Source organism: Roseibium sp. ROS1 (genome assembly GCF_054658215.1).
In genome coordinates, this window is record NZ_BAAGIG010000001.1 from 1,765,168 (window position 1) to 1,784,915 (window position 19,748).

The 19,748-nt window shown below is 58.8% G+C and carries 17 protein-coding genes; 11 read left to right on the forward strand and 6 right to left on the reverse strand.

Annotation, left to right across the window (positions count from 1 at the left end; genetic code table 11):
• Positions 1-35: 35 nt before the first annotated feature.
• Entirely contained in the window at positions 36-725 is a 690-nt protein-coding gene (locus ACYQ6M_RS08080) for a GntR family transcriptional regulator (RefSeq protein WP_023001129.1), read from the forward strand.
• On the opposite strand, the gene ACYQ6M_RS08085 is transcribed toward ACYQ6M_RS08080, so the two are convergent.
• Entirely contained in the window at positions 722-1,135 is a 414-nt protein-coding gene (locus ACYQ6M_RS08085; protein ID WP_296602174.1) for a nuclear transport factor 2 family protein, read from the reverse strand. The genes ACYQ6M_RS08080 and ACYQ6M_RS08085 overlap by 4 nt on opposite strands.
• Positions 1,136-1,369: 234 nt before the next feature.
• Between ACYQ6M_RS08085 and ACYQ6M_RS08090 the strand changes: the two genes are divergently transcribed.
• The 4 genes from ACYQ6M_RS08090 to ACYQ6M_RS08105 all read left to right on the forward strand — a co-directional run bounded on the left by ACYQ6M_RS08090 (position 1,370) and on the right by ACYQ6M_RS08105 (position 7,312).
• Positions 1,370-2,557 carry an ABC transporter substrate-binding protein gene (locus ACYQ6M_RS08090; RefSeq protein ID WP_296602176.1) on the forward strand — a complete coding sequence of 396 codons (1,188 nt, stop codon included), beginning with the start codon at positions 1,370-1,372 and terminating at the stop codon, positions 2,555-2,557.
• 85 nt (positions 2,558-2,642) lie between these two features.
• A complete protein-coding gene (locus tag ACYQ6M_RS08095; RefSeq protein ID WP_023001132.1) occupies positions 2,643-3,518 on the forward strand; it encodes a branched-chain amino acid ABC transporter permease in 876 nt (291 codons plus the stop codon).
• A 78-nt stretch (positions 3,519-3,596) separates the two neighbouring features.
• The gene (locus ACYQ6M_RS08100) at positions 3,597-6,047 is read left to right on the forward strand and encodes a branched-chain amino acid ABC transporter ATP-binding protein/permease (protein WP_460073210.1); all 2,451 of its coding nucleotides are present in this window, start codon (positions 3,597-3,599) and stop codon (positions 6,045-6,047) included.
• The gene (locus ACYQ6M_RS08105) at positions 6,044-7,312 is read left to right on the forward strand and encodes an amidohydrolase family protein (RefSeq protein ID WP_460073141.1); all 1,269 of its coding nucleotides are present in this window, start codon (positions 6,044-6,046) and stop codon (positions 7,310-7,312) included. Before ACYQ6M_RS08100 ends, ACYQ6M_RS08105 begins: the two co-directional genes overlap by 4 nt.
• Here the strand turns inward: ACYQ6M_RS08105 and ACYQ6M_RS08110 are convergent.
• From ACYQ6M_RS08110 to ACYQ6M_RS08130, 5 genes are all read right to left on the reverse strand, one after another.
• Complete coding sequence (locus tag ACYQ6M_RS08110; RefSeq protein ID WP_460073143.1) at positions 7,309-8,103, reverse strand: FadR/GntR family transcriptional regulator; 795 nt, start codon at positions 8,101-8,103, stop codon at positions 7,309-7,311. The genes ACYQ6M_RS08105 and ACYQ6M_RS08110 overlap by 4 nt on opposite strands.
• Positions 8,104-8,140: 37 nt before the next feature.
• Complete coding sequence (locus tag ACYQ6M_RS08115; protein WP_152506378.1) at positions 8,141-9,148, reverse strand: ABC transporter ATP-binding protein; 1,008 nt, start codon at positions 9,146-9,148, stop codon at positions 8,141-8,143.
• On the reverse strand, positions 9,145-11,082 hold the full coding sequence (locus ACYQ6M_RS08120; RefSeq protein WP_460073145.1) for a dipeptide/oligopeptide/nickel ABC transporter permease/ATP-binding protein: 1,938 nt from the start codon (positions 11,080-11,082) through the stop codon (positions 9,145-9,147). The genes ACYQ6M_RS08115 and ACYQ6M_RS08120 overlap by 4 nt, the downstream gene beginning before the upstream one ends.
• Positions 11,082-12,026, reverse strand: a complete 945-nt coding sequence (locus ACYQ6M_RS08125; protein ID WP_460073147.1) for an ABC transporter permease — start codon at positions 12,024-12,026, stop codon at positions 11,082-11,084. The genes ACYQ6M_RS08120 and ACYQ6M_RS08125 overlap by 1 nt, the downstream gene beginning before the upstream one ends.
• Positions 12,027-12,306: 280 nt before the next feature.
• Positions 12,307-13,866 carry an ABC transporter substrate-binding protein gene (locus ACYQ6M_RS08130; RefSeq protein WP_035908743.1) on the reverse strand — a complete coding sequence of 520 codons (1,560 nt, stop codon included), beginning with the start codon at positions 13,864-13,866 and terminating at the stop codon, positions 12,307-12,309.
• 147 nt (positions 13,867-14,013) lie between these two features.
• Between ACYQ6M_RS08130 and ACYQ6M_RS08135 the strand changes: the two genes are divergently transcribed.
• From ACYQ6M_RS08135 to ACYQ6M_RS08160, 6 genes are all read left to right on the forward strand, one after another.
• Positions 14,014-15,255 carry an allantoate amidohydrolase gene (locus ACYQ6M_RS08135; RefSeq protein ID WP_460073150.1) on the forward strand — a complete coding sequence of 414 codons (1,242 nt, stop codon included), beginning with the start codon at positions 14,014-14,016 and terminating at the stop codon, positions 15,253-15,255.
• 159 nt (positions 15,256-15,414) lie between these two features.
• Positions 15,415-16,347 (forward strand): ubiquinol oxidase subunit II, encoded by a 933-nt coding sequence (gene cyoA / locus ACYQ6M_RS08140; protein WP_031269334.1) that lies wholly within the window; start codon positions 15,415-15,417, stop codon positions 16,345-16,347.
• Positions 16,347-18,386 carry a cytochrome o ubiquinol oxidase subunit I gene (gene cyoB, locus ACYQ6M_RS08145; RefSeq protein ID WP_460073152.1) on the forward strand — a complete coding sequence of 680 codons (2,040 nt, stop codon included), beginning with the start codon at positions 16,347-16,349 and terminating at the stop codon, positions 18,384-18,386. The genes cyoA and cyoB overlap by 1 nt, the downstream gene beginning before the upstream one ends.
• Before the next feature lie 11 nt (positions 18,387-18,397).
• The gene (gene cyoC, locus ACYQ6M_RS08150; protein ID WP_228867861.1) at positions 18,398-18,991 is read left to right on the forward strand and encodes a cytochrome o ubiquinol oxidase subunit III; all 594 of its coding nucleotides are present in this window, start codon (positions 18,398-18,400) and stop codon (positions 18,989-18,991) included.
• Between the two features lie 9 nt (positions 18,992-19,000).
• The gene (gene cyoD / locus ACYQ6M_RS08155) at positions 19,001-19,306 is read left to right on the forward strand and encodes a cytochrome o ubiquinol oxidase subunit IV (RefSeq protein WP_023001144.1); all 306 of its coding nucleotides are present in this window, start codon (positions 19,001-19,003) and stop codon (positions 19,304-19,306) included.
• Positions 19,307-19,372: 66 nt separating this feature from the next.
• Positions 19,373-19,642: a hypothetical protein gene (locus ACYQ6M_RS08160; protein ID WP_206907736.1), complete on the forward strand. Its 270-nt coding sequence runs from the start codon at positions 19,373-19,375 to the stop codon at positions 19,640-19,642.
• The last annotated feature ends 106 nt before the right edge of the window (positions 19,643-19,748 follow it).

Sequence of the window (19,748 nt, forward strand, 5' to 3'; positions counted from 1 at the left end):
TTGAGCGGCAAATCAGCTGGTGATCCGAAGCACTGATGAATCGTTCCGAACAAATTTGCGCAGCCCTGCGCAGTGCCATCCTTGAGCGTGCCCTGTTACCGGGCATGAAACTGCCGGAAGATTCGCTGGGTGAGCGTTTCGGGTCGAGCCGAACAATCGTGCGCCAGGCACTGGAACGGCTCGCTGCGGAAGGCCTTGTTGAACTGCGGCGGAACAGGGGAGCTGTTGTCGCGACCCCCAGCCTGGAGGAGGCGCGGGATCTGTTTGATCTGCGATGCCAGATCGAAGACCTCGTGGTGTCCCGGCTGAGCGCTGAATTCTCCCAGAAGCACCTTGATGCACTGAATGCGCATCTCGACAAGGAAATCGCCGCTGAAAAGGGACCAGAGCCTGTCTCCATCCGGCTTGCCACGGAATTCCACATTCTCATGGCGCAGCTCACGGAAAGTCCGGTTCTGATCCGCTACGTGGAAGATGTCGGCTATAGATGCGGGTTGACGCTGGCGCTTTACTCGCGGCCGCATTCCACTGATTGCGGGATCCAGGAGCACCGGGAAATTATTGATGCTCTTTCCAAGGGCGATGAGGATCGGGCGAGAGACCTCATGCGACACCACCTGGGGGCCGTGGCTGACCGGGCGCTGATCAAGCCCGAAAACAAGGGGCAGGGCATCTATCTCGATGCCCTGGAACCTTACGTTCGCGCCGTTCGAGGAGACGACTAGGCTTCAATGCCCATGCGGGTGAGAATTCGCTCCGCGCTGTCGTTCCAGACATCCATCTTTGTGATCTTGCCGTCATGCACTTCGAACCGGTCGACATACCGGTTGCCTTCGAAGGCGGTTCCGTCCGGCCATTCACCGTAAAGCGTCCCGACAGAGTAGACGACAACCCCGTCCGCCCCGCGGGCAACGTCGAAACGGTCCATCTTCTTCTTCACCCAGTTGTACCGCTTCGCGTTAAAGCCGGTCGGACCTGACGGATGGTTGAATACCCGTCCGCCTGTAAACGTGATCGTCACATCGTCGGCAACGTATGTCGCAGCGAGATCCGGATCGGGTTTCATGGAAGCGTCGAGATATTCCCTGACGATCTGCGCTTCCTCGGGAAGGGTGTCTTTGTTTTCGTCCAGCATGGGGCGTCCTTTTCAAAATGGCCTTCCGGAGCATAAATCCTGTCCGGCTTTTTGCATGCAAGTTTTGTATGCAAAGATTGCATGCAATTTAAGCGAAATTCTGATGTCATCGAAGGCCTTTAAAGGCTGAAATTAGATAAGTAATTGAAATGTATAGAGATCAGTAAACTGGCATCTGACTTGCTCTTGATATGGCGTTCGGACGTGTCGTCCGGAAAACCAGAGGAGCCGTTCATGAAATCCGCTTGCAAATTTCCGAAGGTGACACGCCGCGTCCTGATGTCAGGTGCTGTCGGCCTCGCCCTGGCCATCAGCCTGCCGGCCTTCGCCGCCGATACAATCAAGATCGGCCTTGTTGCCGCGCTAAGCGGTCAGTCCGCCAAGTCCGGACAGGCAATTACACGTGGCCTGACCATCGCGATTGACGAGATCAACGAGAAGGGCGGTGTCCTTGGCAAACCGCTTGAACTTGTAAGCCGCGATGACGAAAGCAACCCGGGCAAGGGGCTTGTCGCCGCACGTGAGCTTGTCCAGCGCGAAGGCGTTGCGGCTCTGATCGGCGGTCTGGACACGCCGGTCTCCTTTGCAATCGTTCCCTTTGCAAACCAGTCAAAGGTGCCTTTTGTCGGCCCGTGGGCTGCAGGCACCGGCATCACCAAGAACGGTGCTGAAGAGAACTACATCTTCCGCGTTTCCGCCGTTGATGAATATGTCGATGAAGCGATCACCGAGTATCTGGTCACCAAATACGGCTCCAAGAAACCGGGGATGATCCTCATCAACAACCCATGGGGCGAGTCCAACGAGAAGGGGCTTTTGAAAGCGCTCGAGAAGCGCGGCATGGAGCATGCGGGTATCGAGAAGTTCGAGTCCAATGACGTCGATGTCGTACCGCAGCTCACGCGCCTCAAGGAAAACGGCGCGGATGGCCTGTTTGTGGTGGCTAACGTTGCCCCGACCGCACAGGTGGTGAAATCACTCGACCGGATGGGCTGGGACGTTGCCATGGCATCGCACTGGGGCCCGGCAGGCGGACGGTTCACGGAACTGGCCGGCAAGAGCGGCGAGAAGCTCCACTTCATCCAGACCTACCTGTTCCGGGAGGGCGATGCGAAGGGCGAGGCCATGTTCTCGAAGCTCCAGGAAAGCTTTCCCGAAATCAAGACCATGGCCGATGTGACACCCGCAACCGGTATCGCCAATGCCTATGACGCCATGCTTCTGCTGGCTGCTGCCATCGAGAAGGCCGGTTCCACCGATGGTCCGGCTATCCGACAGGCGATGTACGACATCGAGAACATCGAAGGCCTGATCAAGACCTACACCGACCCGTTCTCGCCGGAAGACCAGGATGCGATCGCGCCTGAAGACTATGTCTTCGCGCAGTTCGTCGAAGGCGAAATCATCCCGATTGAAGATTGATGATATCACCTCCCGCGGCAGGCCCGCGGGAGGTTTCTTTCCTTTGAATTAGCCCTGATCCCGTTTCACCCGCCAGGACCCACCCATGACCCTCTTGATCGCCGCCCTTGTCACCGGCATTGGCCTTGGAAGCATGTACGGGCTGATCGCGCTCGGCTTTCAGATCACCTATTCCGTTTCTTCCACCGTCAATTTCGCGCAAGGCAGTGTTGTCATGCTGGGCGCGGTTCTGGGCTTTGTCTTTACCGAACGGCTCGGCTTGAACTGGCTGATCGCCTATCCGCTTGCGATCGCCTGCTGTGGCCTTTTTGGCGTGCTTGTTGAAATACTTCTGGTTCGTCCCTTCGTGGAACGCAATTCGGAGGCCTGGCTGATGGCGACCGTCGCGGGCGGCATCTTTCTCGACAACGCCGTTCTCTTCAGCTTCGGCAACGAACCGCGGACATTGTTTTCGCCTTTGGCGCAGACCACCTGGCAGTTCGCCGGCACGGGCATCTATCCGCAGCAACTGCTTATTCCGATTGCCGCCATCGGTGTTGCTCTGGCGCTGCACTTCCTGTTCCGCAAGACCTTGCAGGGCAGGGCGCTGCTTGCCGTCGTCCAGAACAATCAGGCAGCACGGCTCATGGGGATCAATACAACCATGATGGTGTCCGGTTCCTTTGCGATTTCGGCCATGCTTGCCGGATGTGCCGGTCTTTTGATCGCGCCGCTGTTTTCCGTGCATTCGGACATGGGAACGCTCTTTGGGCTCAAGGCCTTCGCGGTGGCAATCCTGGGCGGCATGACATCGGCAGCCGGCGTCATGCTGGCAGGCTTTCTCTATGGAGTGACGGAAGCCCTGGTAACGGCCTACCTGGGCTCCTCTTCCACCTACATCGTTGTCTTTGCGCTGATCATCCTTGCACTGACATTGAAGCCGGACGGTCTCTTCGGTCGTCCCGCCGTAAAGAAAGTCTGAGGAAGAGCCGTGCCCTTTCTGAACCAGCGAATTCTTCTCGACGGCGCGTTGCTCGTTCTGACTGTTGCAGCCTGTGCGATGGCCGTGACAAGCGGTGGCTACACGCAGTTCGTCATCGGCCTTGTTGCAATCACGACCATCCTGGGGACAGGTCTCAACGTTCTTTATGGTTTGACTGGTCTGGTCTCACTTGGCCAGGTGGGTTTCTTTGCCATCGGCGCTTATGGTGTGGCGGTGATGACCCTGGCTGGCCTGAGCTTCTGGCTGGCACTGCCCTTGTCCGCGCTCGTGGCGGGGATCGCGGGCGTTCTGCTGGCGGTGCCTGCCGTCCGTATGGCGGGGCCGTTCCTGGCAATGGTCACGATTGCCTTCGCGTTCATTGTCGAACACGGCGCGGTGGAATGGCGTTCGCTGACCGGTGGTCAGAATGGCCTCATGGGCTTTCCAATGCCGGAGATCCTGGATTTCGTGTTCACCGAGCGGGAACTGGTGGTGCTGGCCATCCTGCTTGCCGGATTGTCTCTCTACCTGTTTCGCCGATTGGCCGAAAGCGGTTGGGGCATGGCAATGACGGGCGTACGCGATGCTGAAACCGCAGCCGCCTCGCTTGGATATCGGCCCTTCGCGGTCAAGGCGGCCGCGTTCGCCATTGCGGCGGCGATGGCCGGGCTTGCGGGCGGTCTGTTTGCACCGTTGATGATGTTCATCGCGCCGAGCAATTTTCCGTTCTCGCAGTCGATCCTGTTTCTCTTCGCAATCCTGATCGGCGGCGCCGGCACCGTGCTGGGGCCACTCGCCGGTGCGCTGGTAACCGTCCTGCTGCCGGAGTTCCTTTCAGATCTTGCAGAATACCGGCTGCTGTTCTTTGGCGGTTTGCTGGTGGGCGTGCTGCTGATTGCGCCTCGCGGGCTGGTCGGCACGGTGGCGTCTTACATCCCGAAGTCGAGCCGAAGCGTGACGCCGATTTCTTCCGCAGACATCGAGCAGTTCCTCCAGGGCGGGCTTTCCTCAAGTGCACTGGAAATTGAAGACCTCGGCATTTCGTTCGGCGGTGTTCGGGCAGTCGATGGTGTCAGCTTCCGGATCGAGCCCGGCGAGGTAACATCCATCATCGGTCCGAACGGTGCGGGCAAGACAACGGTTCTCAACATGATAGGCGGGTTCTACCGTCCAACGCAGGGAAAGATCTTGCTTGGAAGCCGGGACCTTGCCGGGCTGCCTGCCCATGCGGTTGCCCGATCCGGGATTGCCCGGACCTACCAGACGACTAAACTTTTCGAGAACCTGACGGTGCTTGCAAATGTCGTCTCCGGGCTGGGGCGCGGTGCCTTCGGCGACCCGTGGTCCGACATTCAGTCGCCAGATCGTTTGTCGCTGGCGGCAGGACTTTTGCGATACTGCGGCTATGAAGGTGACTTCGACAAGCGTGCCGGTGATTTGCCGCATGTCGACCGCAGGCTGGTGGAGATCGCACGCGCGCTTGCCCTGAAACCTGACATCCTTCTTCTGGATGAACCGGCAGCCGGACTGATGCGTGCCGACAAGGACAAGCTCGCCATGCTGCTGCGGGATATTGCCGACCTGGGACCTGCAGTTGTGCTCGTCGAACATGACATGGAGCTGGTCATGGGGATTTCGGACCGGATCCAGGCAGTTGACGCCGGCAAGCCTATTGCCTTTGGTTCTCCGACAGAGATCCAGGCAAACGATACTGTGATTGCAGCCTACCTCGGCACCGGTGGCGCCACGGCATTCCCGCGCATAAAACCGCTGCATACGGAAGAAACGCCTGTTCTTTCGACACAGAAGCTGACCGCAGGATATGGCGCGGCTCCGGTGTTGAAAGAGGTATCACTCAAGGTGCGGCCAGGTGAAATGGTGGCTCTGCTCGGGGCGAATGGTGCAGGAAAATCGACGTTTCTTTCTGCCGTTTCGGGTCTGCACAGGCCGGTCACCGGAAGCATAATCCTGAACGACGAGCAGACACAGGCCATGCAGCCGCATGAACTCGTCGGGCGTGGTCTTGTGCTGGTTCCCGAAGGCCGCCAGGTATTTCCGGAACTGATGGTGCGCGAGAACATCGAACTGGGTGCCTACAAGAGACATTCGGATGTCAACAGCTCGGAACTGGAAGCTCATCTGAAGCGGTTTCCGCGCCTGCGTGACAGGTTGCACAGCCGCGCAGGGCTTCTTTCGGGCGGTGAGCAGCAGATGATGGCAATTGCCCGCGGTCTCATGGCGAAACCCAAGATCCTGCTCCTGGACGAACCTTCGCTTGGTTTGGCTCCGGCGATGGTTGAGGAGCTTTATGCGATCCTTGGTGAGTTGCGGGACGAAGGCATCACCATTCTGCTTGTCGACCAGATGGCAACGCTTGCTCTCGCCGTTGCAGATTACGCCTACGTATTGGAGCAAGGCCGTATCGTGATTGAAGGCAAGGCTGCGGATCTGGCTTCGGACCCGCGGCTGACGGCTGCCTATCTCGGCGCCACCAATGAACAGGAAACTCGCATGGAGGCGAGGGTATGAGCGGGCTAGTAATCCGGAACGTCCTGCTGGATGGCGCTGATGCGGCTGTCGATATTGCTGTTAGGGCCGGAAAGATTTCGGCGATAGGAGCCGACCTGCCCACGAGTGCGGAAGAACTGAATGGCAACGGCGTTCTCCTGGTGCCGGGATTTGTCGAGAGCCATCTTCATCTCGACAAGGCCTGCATTCTCGACCGCTGTCGGAACGAGACAGGCACGCTGGAAGGAGCGATCTCGTCAGTTGCGGAGGCAAAGAAAGGGTTTTCGGAAGAAGACGTCTACGACCGTGGTCGAAAGGTTCTCGAAAAGGCCATTACCCAGGGTACCAACGCCATCCGGACGCATGTGGAGATCGATCCGGGCATCGGCCTGACGGGGTTTCACGCCATTCAGCGGCTGAAGCAGGATTTCGCCTGGGCGCTGGATCTGCAGATATGTGTCTTTCCGCAAGAAGGGCTGATCAACAACCCGGGTACTGCCGAATTGCTGGAAGAGGCGCTCACCGCCGGAGCGGACCTGCTGGGCGGGTGTCCCTACACGGACAGCGATCCGAATGGCCAGATTGCCTGCCTGTTCGAAATGGCCGAGCGCCATGATGTCGATCTCGATTTCCATCTGGATTTCGATCTCGATCCATCCTGGCGTCATCTTGATGAAATCGCCCGTCAGACAGTCGCTTTCGGCTGGCAAGGAAGGGTCGCGATCGGCCATGTCACCAAGCTGTCGGCCCTTTCCCGAAAGGACCTTCTGGAGGCGGTGCAAATTCTGAAAAACGCTGAAATCGCGCTTACCGTCCTGCCGTCGACGGATCTGTTTCTGATGGGGCGTGGCAGCGAAAGCCTGGTGCCACGCGGGGTCGCGCCGGCGCATGTCTTTCATGAACACGGCGTTTGCTGCACGGTCGCAACAAACAACGTGCTCAATCCCTTCACGCCCTATGGCGACTGCTCCTTGCCGCGCATGGCCAATCTTTATGCCAATGTTCACCAGCTCGGATCAGTAGAAGACCTGAAGGCCTGTTTTGACATGGTAACGGCTGCACCACGGCGGCTGATCAACAAGGCTCACAGGATCGAAGTCGGCGAAGCGGCCACCTTCGTGGCGCTGCCGGCCATGAGCGGACATCAGATCGTTTCGGAAATCATCCGGCCGGTCTGGGGGATGAAGAATGGAAAATTCACCTTCGAGCAGGCTCCGGCCAGGTTGATGGGACCATTGGAAGCGCAAGGCCGGACCGAGGAAAGGCGAGCGGCTCTTGTGCCCTAGCTGCTCGTGGACGAGACCACTTGCGCCGTCGTGCTGCCGCGTGTGCGCATGGCGGCACGTTCCTTCATGTATTTTTCCGCCTCGATCATATGACCACGCATGATCATGCGGCAGAGCTCGGCATCACCCGATTTTATCGCCCGCAGCAACTGCACCTGATAGTGCAGTCCCGTTTCGCGCAGGGCAGGGTTCGGTTCCTTGTAGATCGAGCGGCAGACCGTCATGTCGCGTAGAAGGCTGAGCAGGAAGGAACATGTGAAGGCCAGGATCGGGTTCTTGCAGTGCCGAGCCAGTTCTTCGTGAAAATCAAGCTCGGCCAGGCGCTGCGAATATTCTTCTTCCGCCGTCTTCGGCTCGTCCTCGTAAAGCCGGATGCAGCCTTGCAAGGCCTGAAAACCCTCGTCTGTCAGTGTTCCGGCAACCGAGGCGGCAAGTTCCGGCTCAAGCTGTTTCCGGAGTGTGTAGATGTCGGCAATCGTCGGCTGGTCGAACAGGAACAGATTGTCCAGCATGCGGATGGCTTCACCCGGCTCCACCGATGCGACGAAGACACCGCCGCCCGGACCGCTGCGCGTTGAAATCAACCCCTGGAACTCCAGAACCTTCAAAGCCTCACGCAGTGAACCACGTGACACCCTGACCGTTTCCGGCTGAAGCCATTCGCTGGGGATCCTGTCACCGGGGCGCAGACCGGCTTCGACGATCTGTTCGCGGATCTGCTGGGCAACCATGTCGGGCCGCCGCAGGCGTTTCCGTGTCTTGGGATCTGTCGCTCCTTCGGGAATTCTCATGGCCGGTTAAACTGCATTGCCTTGTTTTTTGGGGAGCCTATGCCTTCCCGAGTGGGTGATAGCAAGCCGCAACGTGATTGTTGCCGCCTTTGGCCTCGTCTGGTGACGGTTTGCCGGCAACGCAGATATCCGTGCGGTGCGCACAGCGCGCGGCAAAGGCGCAGCCTTCAGGGGGATTGTAGGGATCCGGCAATTCGGCAGAGGCGTCTTCCGACATCAGGTCGTGCCGCCCGGGGGCGGGCGCGGAGCGCATTAGCAGATCCGTATAGGGATGTAGCGGCTTGCGGAAGATTTCTTTAGCTGGACCCAGTTCGGCCATCCGGCCGAAGTACATCACCGCCACCCGGTCGCTGACACTTTCCACCACCGAAAGATCGTGGCTGATGAAGATGTAGGTGAGGCCGAAGTCGTCCTTCAGCTTGTCCAGCAGGTTCAACACCTGGGCTTGCACCGACACATCGAGGGCAGACACGGGCTCATCAAGCACGATCAGCTCCGGCCCGGCCGCAAGGGCCCGCGCAATGCCGATCCGCTGCGCCTGGCCGCCGGAGAATTCATGGGGGTAGCGTTCCAGGAACTCCGGCGCCAGGTTGACCGCCTGCAGCAGCTCGGCAAGGCGCTTCTCGCGACCATCGGAATTCAGGTTTGTCAGGTGCTTGAGCGGCGCTTCCAGGATGGTCCTGATGGTCTTGCGCGGATTGAGCGAGGCAACCGGATCCTGAAAGACATATTGAACCTTGCGGGCGAGAGCGTTGCGGTCCTTTTTTGCCAGTGCCGCAAGATCCTCGCCGTTGAAGGTGATCGAGCCGGAAGTCGGCAGATCGAGACCGACGACGAGGCGTGCGAGGGTGGACTTGCCGCAGCCCGACTCTCCGACGACACCGAGGGTCTCTCCCTTCTTTACATCGAGACTGAGACCCTGAACCGCGTGCACGGCGGGAAGATGACCGCCAAAGAGCTTCCTACCGCCGCCGAAAATGCGCTCGACATCCTGAATGGTCAGAAGGGCTTCGCTGTCCAAGTGGTTCTGGCTTATCTCGTTCATGCGGTCGCTCCGGAATTCAGCGGAAAGAGGCAGCGCACACCGCGGATTTCGGAAGACATCTCAAGCTTGATCTCGCCGGTCCGGCAAGAGGCCTGTGCGTGCGGACACCGTTCGGCGAAGGCGCAACCGTCCGGCAGGTTGTTGACCACGGGCGGGCGGCCCTCGATTGCGTCCAGACGACGGTCCGGCTCGCCCAGAACTGGCACGCATTCGATCAGCTTGGCGGTGTAGGGATGACGCGGGTTCGCCAGAACCTCCTCCGTCGTTCCCGTTTCGACGATCCGGCCCGCATACATCACCGCAACACGGTCACAAAGGGCGGAGACAACGCCGAAATCATGGGTGATGAAAAGGATTGCAGCGTTCCGTTCGCGGCGCAGGCCGTTCATCAGAGTCAGGATTTGCGATTGCACGGTAACGTCGAGCGCGGTGGTTGGCTCGTCCGCAATCAGCACCTTGGCATCGTTGGCGAGCGCCATGGCAATGCAGACCCTTTGGCGCATGCCACCGGAAAGCTCGTGCGGGTAGGCGGACAAGCGTTCCTTCGCATTCGGGATCCGCACAAGCGAAAGCAGTTCAACGGCCTTCTCCCGCGCTTTCGAGCCGGACATGGGCTGGTGGGTGGTGATCGCTTCCGTCAACTGATCGCCAACGGTAAAGAGCGGGTGCAGCGTCGAAAGCGGATCCTGGAAGACATAGGCAACCGAACCGCCTCTGAGGTCCCGGATACGCCGGTCGCTTGCCGCAAAAAGATCTTCGCCGTCGAGATAGGCGGCACCGCCTGCAATCCGGCCGGGTGGTGTCGGCACAAGGCCCATGATGGACATGGCTGTTACCGACTTGCCGGATCCGGATTCTCCGACCACGCCCAGGCATTCGCCCTCTTTCAGGTTCAGATCAACCCCGCCCACAGCCTTGTAAACGGAGCTGCCTATCTGGAATTCGGTGCGCATCTGACGGACATCCAGCACACCGCCCTTTTCCGAAGGCGCGGGGATCTCGTCGGGCTTGCGATGCACCGCTGTTCGAGAGACCGGCCGGGTGAGGGACCCGGCACGCAGGCGCGGGTCGAGGATATCGCGAACACTGTCGCCGAAGAGGTTGATACTCATGACCAGCGCAAAGATCATAAGGCCCGGAATGATGGAGACATGCGGCGCGGTAAAGAGGATCTTGCGGCCTTCACCCAGCATGGAGCCAAGGTCTGCCTGTGGCGGCTGGGCCCCCAGGCCGAGGAAAGACAGGCCGGCCGTTTCGAGGATCATCCAGCCGACGGTCGTCGACATGGTGATGACGATGACCGGCAAGACGTTGGGCAGAATTTCCAGAAACAGGATTTGTACCGGTGATTTGCCGGACAGCCGTGCCGCGTCAACAAACTCTCTTCGGGATAGCCCGAGCGTGATACCGCGAATGTTGCGGGCAAAGAACGGTATGTTGACGAGCGCGATGGCGTAAAGTGCGTTGAGCAGCCCAGGGCCAAGCACGGCGACGATGGCCAGTGCCAACAGAATGTAGGGAAACGCCATCACCATATCGATGCCGCGCATGATCAGAGTGTCTGTACGACCGCCGGCGTATCCGGCGACCAGCCCCAGAAGCGAGCCGAAGAAGGCAGCGATTATTGTTGCCGACAGACCGACGGCAAGCGATATGCGTGTCCCCCAGATCAGCCGTGAAAGGATGTCCCTGCCCAAGTGATCGGTGCCAAGCAGGTGTCCTTCGGTAAGGACCGGCAGAAGACGGTCTGCCGGGGCGGTAACGTCCGGGTTCGCCAGCGGCAGGATCGGCGCTGCCAGAGCGATAAGACAGATCAGCACCAGAACGACAAGGCCGCCGGTTGCCAGCGAATTGTTGAGCAGCAGCGCAAGTGTCCCCGGGCGCGAGGACTTTGCCTTCTCCTTGGAAGGGGCGCTCATGGTCGTGTCACTCATCAGCGCAACCTCGGATCAAGAATGGTCTGCACCACGTCTGCGAGCAGATTGAAGAGAACATAGGCGGCGGCGACCACCAGAACCCCGCCCTGGACCAGCAGCAGATCGCGGGTGGAAATGGCGGTCACGAGCATGGATCCGATGCCCGGCCACTGGAACACCGTCTCGATATAGACAGCACCGCCGATGACAAAGCCGGCCTGGATGCCGATGACCGGTACCACGCCGACGAGGGCCGACTTGAATGCGTGCTTGTAGATGACCTTGCGTTCCGACAGGCCCTTGGCGCGGGCGGTGCGGATATAGTCCTGACGCAGCACTTCCAGCATGGCGGTGCGCGTCAACCGGGCAATGACGCCGGTCGCGACCACCGAAAGCGTCAGCGCGGGCAGGGTGAGGTGATGGATCAGGTCGGGCAAGTCGCCGCCACCATAGATCGCGTACATGCCGGACGCCGGAAACATGCGCAGATTGACGGCAAAGACCAGGATCAGCAGCAGGCCGAGCCAGAAAGATGGGGTCGAGATACCGATCAGAACGAGCAGCGTGATGATCTTGTCCGCCCAGCCGTACTGACGGACAGCAGAGACAATACCGGCAAGAAGGCCGAAGATCGAGCACAGGATGAGCGAGGTTCCGGCCAGAATGAGGGTTGCCGAAAAGCGCTCCATCACTTCATCCAGCACCGGACGATTGAGCGTGTAGGAGCGGCCGAGATCCCCATGGAACAGGTTGCCGATCCAGATGACGTATTGCTCGAACAGGGTTTTGTCGAGGCCGAGATCGCGGTTGAGCTTGGCGACATTTTCCGGTGTCGCGTAGGAGCCGAGAATGGCAGTTGCCGGGTCTCCCGGGATCATCGCCATGATCAGGAAGACGATGATCGTCAGCCCGAACAGGACCGGAATGGCAGCCAGCAGACGCTTGGCGATATAGGAAGCCAATGGTCTCTCCCTCTTTCTGAGTGCGGCCGGCCATTTCCTGAAGCCTTGCCGCCTCCGCAACCTCATCCTGAGGAGCGCATTTATGCGCGTCTCGAAGGATGGGCGGCACACTCCGGAGCAAGTGGCCCATCCTTCGAGACAGCGCCTTGCGCTTCCTCAGGATGAGGGAGTGTTGTGTCGCCGGGGTGCGCCTTTACGTTTCCTTCGGCACTTGCTGCGTGCAGGTCCGAATACGAAAATCCCGGCGAACCGTTCAAGGTCCGCCGGGAGACGTGTCGTCTTATTGAGGCTTCTTGACGTCCTGAAGCATCAGGAAGAAGGAGGGTTGCAGCTTGAAGTCTTCAACCGATGCCTTGGTGACGGCATTCTGTTTCCAGTTGGCAACGAAGACCCAGGGGGCGTCCTCCTGGACGATTTCCTGCATTTCCTTGTAGAGCCTTGCACGTTCTTCCTGGTTGGTTTCCTCCCGGGCATTTTCCAGAAGCTCGTCCACCTTGGCGTTGGAATAATAGCCGGAGTTGAACCCGCCCTGTTCGGGCATCGCTTCGGTGCGCAGGGCCAGGAACGGAAGCGTGTCCGGGTCATTGGTCATCCATGCCATTTCCGCCATGGAAGCCTTGCCTTGCAGACCCGGGTTCACCTTGCCGAGGAAGGTGTTCCATTCATAGGTCTCGATCTTGACCTTCATGCCGACGGCCTGGAGATCGGCCTGGATGGCCGTGCCCATGGCAACCGGGTCGAGCATGCCGGAGCCGCCTTCGGTGACATAGAAAGTAACTTCCTGTCCGGCGTATTCAGCTTCCTTCAGGAGTTCCTTGGCCTTTTCCGGATCGTAGGGATAGGGTTCCAGGCTCTCGTTGTAGGCCCAGGCAAAGGCAGGAGGTGTCGGCCCTGCTGCGACGTCGGCCGTACCTTGCAGGATGTTTTCCACCAGCGCCTTCTTGTTGATGGCGTAGTTGGCGGCCTGGCGTGCAGCCTTGACGTCAAACGGTGCTTCGCGGGTGTTCAGGATCAGGAACCAGACGTGAGGTCCGGCCTGTTCCAGCACCTTGAACGTTGAATCGTCCTTGAACTGCTGCAGGCTGTCCGGCGGGACTTCAACCATCACGTCCAGTCCGCCGGAGAGCATTTCGGCGATCCGGGTGTTGGCGTCGGTGATCGGACGGTAGATCAACGCTTCCAGGTCCGGAGCGCCATCCCAGTAGTCTTCGTTCTTGACGGCAACCACCTTGGCGTTGGCTTCCCATTCGGCAAACTTGTAGGCACCGGTACCGGACGGATTGCGGCCGAAATCCTTGCCGTATTGCTTGACTGCCTCGGGCGAGACGATCAATCCCGTCGGATAGGCAAGGTTCGACAGGAACGGCGCGTAAGGGGCACTGAGGTTGAAGGTGACGGTGGTTTCGTTGTCGACGACCACGTCCTCAACAGTGGAGAAGAAGAACGCGAGCGGGAAGGGACCCGTATCGTGATAGGGGTTTTCCTCGTTCAGCATACGGTCGAAGTTGAACTTCACCGCTTCCGCGTTGAAGGGGGAGCCGTCGTGGAACTTGATGCCTTCACGCAGCTTGAACGTGTAGGTCTTGCCGTCTTCCGAAATGGTCCAGCTTTCGGCAAGGGACGGTTCGACTTCCAGGGTGCCGTCCTTGTAGCGCACAAGTCCGTCATACAGGTTCACCAGAATGCGGAAATCGTTCACCGCGGTGACGGCGTGCGGGTCGAGTGACTTGGGTTCCGCGATCTGGCCGACAACCAGAACATTGGGCGGAGTTTGCGCCTGCACCTGGGGTGCAAAGGCGAGGAAGGCCGAGGCGAAAGCCGCGGCTAGGAATCTTTTCATGACCATTCCCCTCGTTGTTTCTGACGAATAATTAATCATGATTAATTGCAATGCTGCAATAATTATTTCATATTTATTTTCGCTCGAGGGTTGTACTCTCGATGCCAGATAAACGCTTAAGCGCTGATAAATAAGGGGGAAACAAGGATGCCGCAGCACGCAATCCGGATCGACCCGGAGCGTCTCAAAACGCTTCTCAACGGAGTGAATCGCTTCGGCTTTGTTCCTGAAACCGGCGGTTACACGCGACCAGGCTTCACTCAGGTCGATCTGGAGTGCAGGGATTGGTTCGAGGCACAGATGAGGGCCGACGATCTGCAGGTGTGGAGAGACGGCGCACTCAACCTGTTTGGCCGGTATGGACCTGAGGACGGGCCGTGCGTCATGGCCGGATCGCATCTCGACACCGTGGTCAATGGCGGGGCTTTTGATGGAGCGCTCGGCGCCTGTGTTGCGCTGGAATGCGTGCGAACGATGAAGGATGCCGGAATAACGCCCCGGACAGCGATCGAAGTTGCCGCGACTTCCGAAGAAGAGGGCCGTTTCGGGGGCATGCTCGGCTCACAGGCCATAGCCGGGGCGATCACTCCGGCATGGATCGAGCAGGCGATTGATGCCGACGGGATCCGGCTGCGCGATGCCATGAACAGTCTGGGTCTCGAGCCGATGGACATCCTGAAAGCAGCCCGTCCGGCCGGTTCGATAAATGCCTTTCTGGAACTCCATATCGAGCAGGGGCCGGTTCTTGAAGCCGAAGAATTTCCTATCGGCATCGCCGAGGAGGTTTCCGGTGTCTGTTATCTGGAGTTGGAACTGACGGGAATCGCCAATCATTCCGGGACAACACCCATGCATCTGCGGGCGGATGCATTTGCCGGGCTTTCCGAGCTTGCCGGGACAATTCCGGATCTGATCCAGATGCACGGCACCGACCAGAGCCGGTTTACCATTGGTCATGTCGAACTTTCGCCGAACCATCCCCACACGATTCCAGGTCGTGCAGTCTTTTCGGTGATTCTGCGTGACACGTCGGAAGAGACAATGGTCGGGCTGAAATCGCGTTTTCTGGAAAGCGCCGACATTGTCGCCAACCGGCACCGACTGAAATTGAACAAGACCGAGAGGAGCTGGTTGTCACCGGTTTCGCTGGATAGCGAGCTTGCCGAAAAGCTCGCCGACCTTGCCGAACGCAACGAATTACCGGCGCGGCGTATGCCTTCCGGAGCCGGTCACGATGCCCAGACAATGCAGTCTTTCTGCCCTTCCGGGCTGATCTTCGTTCCCAGCCGGGCCGGCATAAGCCATGCTCCCGAAGAACACAGCGACTGGTCGGATATCGAGAAGGGGGCGAACCTCATGCTGCAGGCGTTGCTCGACTTGTCCGGCTAACCTGTTTGCTGGTGTCTGCCGGCTTCTGCAACTTTCGCTCTTTCAATGCCGCGCGGGCTCGGCTAGGCTTTTCAAAAGTAAAGCATATCGTTCCTGGCGGGCGTGCCGCCACAAGTGTTGCAAACAGACAGTCCCTATCCATTTTTCAACGGGGGTGCCATGGTTGATCGGATTGCCGGACTAAGGGTCCGTATTGCCTTGAGGTCTGCCGCGACGGTCGGCCTCGTATGCCTTTTCCCGTTGTTACAAGGTTGTGCGCTTTCCGATGCGCCGGTGCTCTTCCCGAAAGGGCCTATTGCGTTGGCGGAACGGGATCTGCTGTTCACGGCATTCGGTATCATGATGATCGTCGCCATTCCCGCGATCATACTAACGCTGCTGTTCGCCTGGCGATATCGCAAGCGTAATGGCAACACCGCGGATTATGCGCCTGAGTGGGATGGTTCCTGGGGCATTGAAGCCGTGGTCTGGCTGGTTCCAGCTGCAATCGTGATTGTCATCGGAACCATTGTCTGGGATGCGACCCACAGACTTGACCCTTACAAGGCCCTGGCGTCCGACAAACCGGCTTTCAAGGTGCAGGCGGTCGCACTCGACTGGAAATGGTTGTTCTTATACCCGGAACTCGGCACGGCCAGCGTGAATGAACTGGCCTTTCCCGCAGACAGGCCGCTGACCATCGAGATCACTTCCGACACGGTCATGAATTCACTGATGATCCCCGCACTTGGTGGCCAGATCTACGCCATGGCGGGCATGCGCTCCGAACTTAACCTGATCGCAGATGGTCCAGGCACCTTCAACGGCCGCAACACAATGTATTCCGGCGACGGCTTTTCCGACCAGCACTTCAAGGCTCATGCCATGAACGAAGCGGATTTCACCGCCTGGAAGGAAAAGGCAACGGGATCCGCTGACGTGCTGGACGCCAAGACGTATGTGGACCTGCACAAGCAGAGCGTTGCCGATCCAGTCCGGCATTATTCGTCTTACGAGACGGATCTCTTTTCGATCATCCTGCGCAAATACGCGCCGATTGTCGGCCCTTACGAAAGCAAGGCTGCCGAACTCATCTGCCGGGGGGCTGTTTGATGCTGGGACGTCTTACGATTGAGGCCCTGCCGTTCTATTCCTGGGTGGCCATGGGTGGGGCGGCAGTAACTGTTGGCGGCGGCGTTGCCGTGTTCCTGCTGATCACCTGGCTGCGCGCTTGGAAAGTTCTCTGGACAGACTGGCTGACCAGCGTCGATCACAAGAAGATCGGCATCATGTATGTGGTGCTGGCTCTGGTGATGCTGGTGCGCGGGTTTGTCGATGCCCTCATGATGCGGGCGCAACAGGCGGTTTCCCTGAACAGCGAAGGTTACCTTCCGCCGGAGCATTTCGAGCAGATTTTCTCCTCCCACGGCACGATCATGATCTTTTTCGTGGCCATGCCGTTCCTGACCGGGCTCATCAACATCATCGTGCCGCAACAGATCGGCGCGCGGGATGTCGCCTTTCCGTTCCTGAATTCCGTCAGCCTCTGGATGACGGCCGCCGGTGCGGCTCTGGTGCTGATATCGCTTGTGGTCGGCAAGTTCTCTCAAGCCGGCTGGACCGGGTATCCGCCATATTCCGGGGCTGAATACAGTCCGGGCGTGGGGGTCGACTACTGGCTATGGGCGCTGATCATCAGCGGGGTGGGCAGTACGCTTTCAGGCATCAACTTCATCGTGACCATCGTCAAGAACCGCTGCCCGGGCATGACTTTCATGCGCATGCCGATGTTCACCTGGACGACACTGTGCATTTCCATCCTGATTGCCTTCGCCTTTCCGGCGCTGACGGTGGTCGCCGGTCAGTTGACACTCGATCGCACGCTTGGCTTCCATTTCTTCACCAACGGTGACGGCGGCAACATGATGATGTTTGCCAACCTGCTGTGGATCTGGGGTCATCCTGAGGTCTACATCCTGATCTTGCCGGCCTTCGGTATCTTTTCCGAAGTGGTGGCGACATTCTCGCACAAGCGGCTGTTCGGTTACACTTCACTGGTCTATGCGACCGCCTGTATCGCGCTTCTATCGTTCACTGTCTGGCTGCACCACTTCTTCACGATGGGCTCGTCTGCCAATGTGAATGCCATCTTCGGCATCGCAACGATGATCATCGCAGTGCCGACGGGGGTGAAGATCTTCGACTGGCTGTTCACCATGTACAAGGGCCGGATCGAGTTTCACACGTCCATGGTGTACACCATCGGCTTCATGGTGACCTTCGTCATCGGTGGCGTGACCGGGGTGCTGCTGGCCCTGCCGCCCGCCGACTACCTGATGCACAATTCCACCTTCCTGGTGGCGCACTTCCACAACATGCTGATCCCGGGCGCTCTTTTCGGTTATTTCGCCGGCATGAACTACTGGTTCCCCAAAGCCTTCGGTTTCAAGCTGGACGCCAAATGGGGCATGCGGTCCTTCTGGTGCTGGATCATCGGTTTCTATCTCGCCTTCATGCCGCTCTACGTCCTTGGCTTCAAGGGCATGAGCCGGCGGATGGAACATTATGCCGACCCCACATGGCAACCCTATCTGATCGTCGCTGCGATCGGGGCTCTGTTCGTCCTGTGTGGCATCGCCTGCATCGCCATCCAGCTTTACGTTTCGGCCAGAAAATGGGGATCCGCCAGGGACATCACGGGGGACCCGTGGAACGGTCGTACCCTGGAATGGGCGACGTCCTCACCGCCAGCTGCCTATAACTTCGCGGTTCTGCCCGAGGTGACCGATATCGACGCGTTCCACGATATGAAGATCCGGGGGGAGGCTTATCAGCCGCCGCAGCATTACGAAGACATCGTCATGCCGAAAAACACCTGGATCGGCCCGGTGCTTGGTGCGCTGGCCTTTGTGCTCGGTTTTGCCTTCATCTGGTACATCTGGTGGCTCGTCGCCCTGAGCTTCGTGCTGTCTCTCGTATGTGTCGGTATCCGGGCGTCCGACGACAACAGCGAATTCGTGTTGCCGGCAGCAGAAGTCGCCCGGATCGAGCGTGAACGCCTCGCTCAGATCTCGCCGGCCGACCTGCACGACATGCGCTATTTTGTGCCGCGCGGTGCCGCCTCTGGCGCACCGTTGTCCGGAACGGTTTGAGGGAGGGGCCGATGTCTGCTGCAACCATCCTTGAAGAGGAAGAGAAGCACTCCCTTCATTCCAGGGAATTCGGGTTCTGGATCTATCTGATGACCGACGCGGTCATCTTCGCGCTGTTGTTTGCGACCTACGCTGTCCTGTCGGAAAACTCCGCAGCCGGTCCGACGTCAAAAGAGCTCTTCGATCTCAGCAGGACTGCCGTTGAAACCGGCTTGCTGCTGGTCTCCAGCCTGACCTTCGGGATGGCAAGCATTGCGCTGATGAACGACCATAAGGGCCGCGTGGTCCAATGGCTCTTTGTGACCTTGCTGCTCGGCTTCGCGTTTCTGGCAATGGAGCTGAGTGAATTTGCCGGCATGATCGAAAAAGGTGCGGGTCCGGAGGTAAGCGGTTTTCTGTCCGCGTTCTTCACGCTGGTGGGCACACACGGACTGCACGTTGCGTTCGGGGCACTCGGGATCGTGGTTATGATTGGCCAGATCATGGTCAAGGGCCTGACGCCGCCGGTTCGTTCCCGGTTGATGCGGCTCGGGCTGTTCTGGCATTTTCTCGATATTGTCTGGATCGGGATCTTTTCGGCGGTCTATCTGCCGGGCGTTCTATAGGGGGCACATATGAACCATTCCGCTGAACGCAGCCTGTCTACCTATCTCACCGGGTTTGTGCTTGCAGTTGTGCTGACGGCAATTCCCTTCGCCCTGGTCTGGGGCGGACTGCTCACAGGCAGTGCCGTATATTTCGTCATCGCCGTTGCCGCGGTTCTGCAGGTGATCGTTCACCTGGTCTTTTTTCTACACATCGACCTGAAATCCACCCCGGTCGAAAACCTGTTCTTTCTGGCCTTTGCCGCGGTGCTCATTTTCATCATGGTCGGCGGCAGTCTCTGGATCATGATGGATCTGCACCACCGCATGCAGTGAATGCCTGGTCGCCATTGAGGCGTCTCGCCGCAATCGACGACCAGCCTGTCCGAAAGGGAGAATGACATGAGATGCTATCGCAATCCGCTTGCCGGAGGTCTTCTGGCCGCAGGGCTGATGCTGGCCGCTACCAACGGTGCACTTGCCGACTGTCAGGCGGACATCGACAAGGTTGAAAATGCCGTTACCCACTCCGAGAGGGAAGGTATCGACATCACTGTTGCAGAGAAGATGCGTGCACTGCTCCAGGAAGCGAACAAGGAACGGCACGCAGGCAACGAAGCAAAATGCCAGGAACTGATCAACCAGGCAAAATACATCGGCGACGTGGAATGACGACCGATAATATATCTGTTCCACTGGTCGGTTTGGTGCGCTTGAGGTAAGAGAACCCGTTCCGGAACAGGTGTGGGGAAACATGATTTCGGTCGTTCTTGGATGA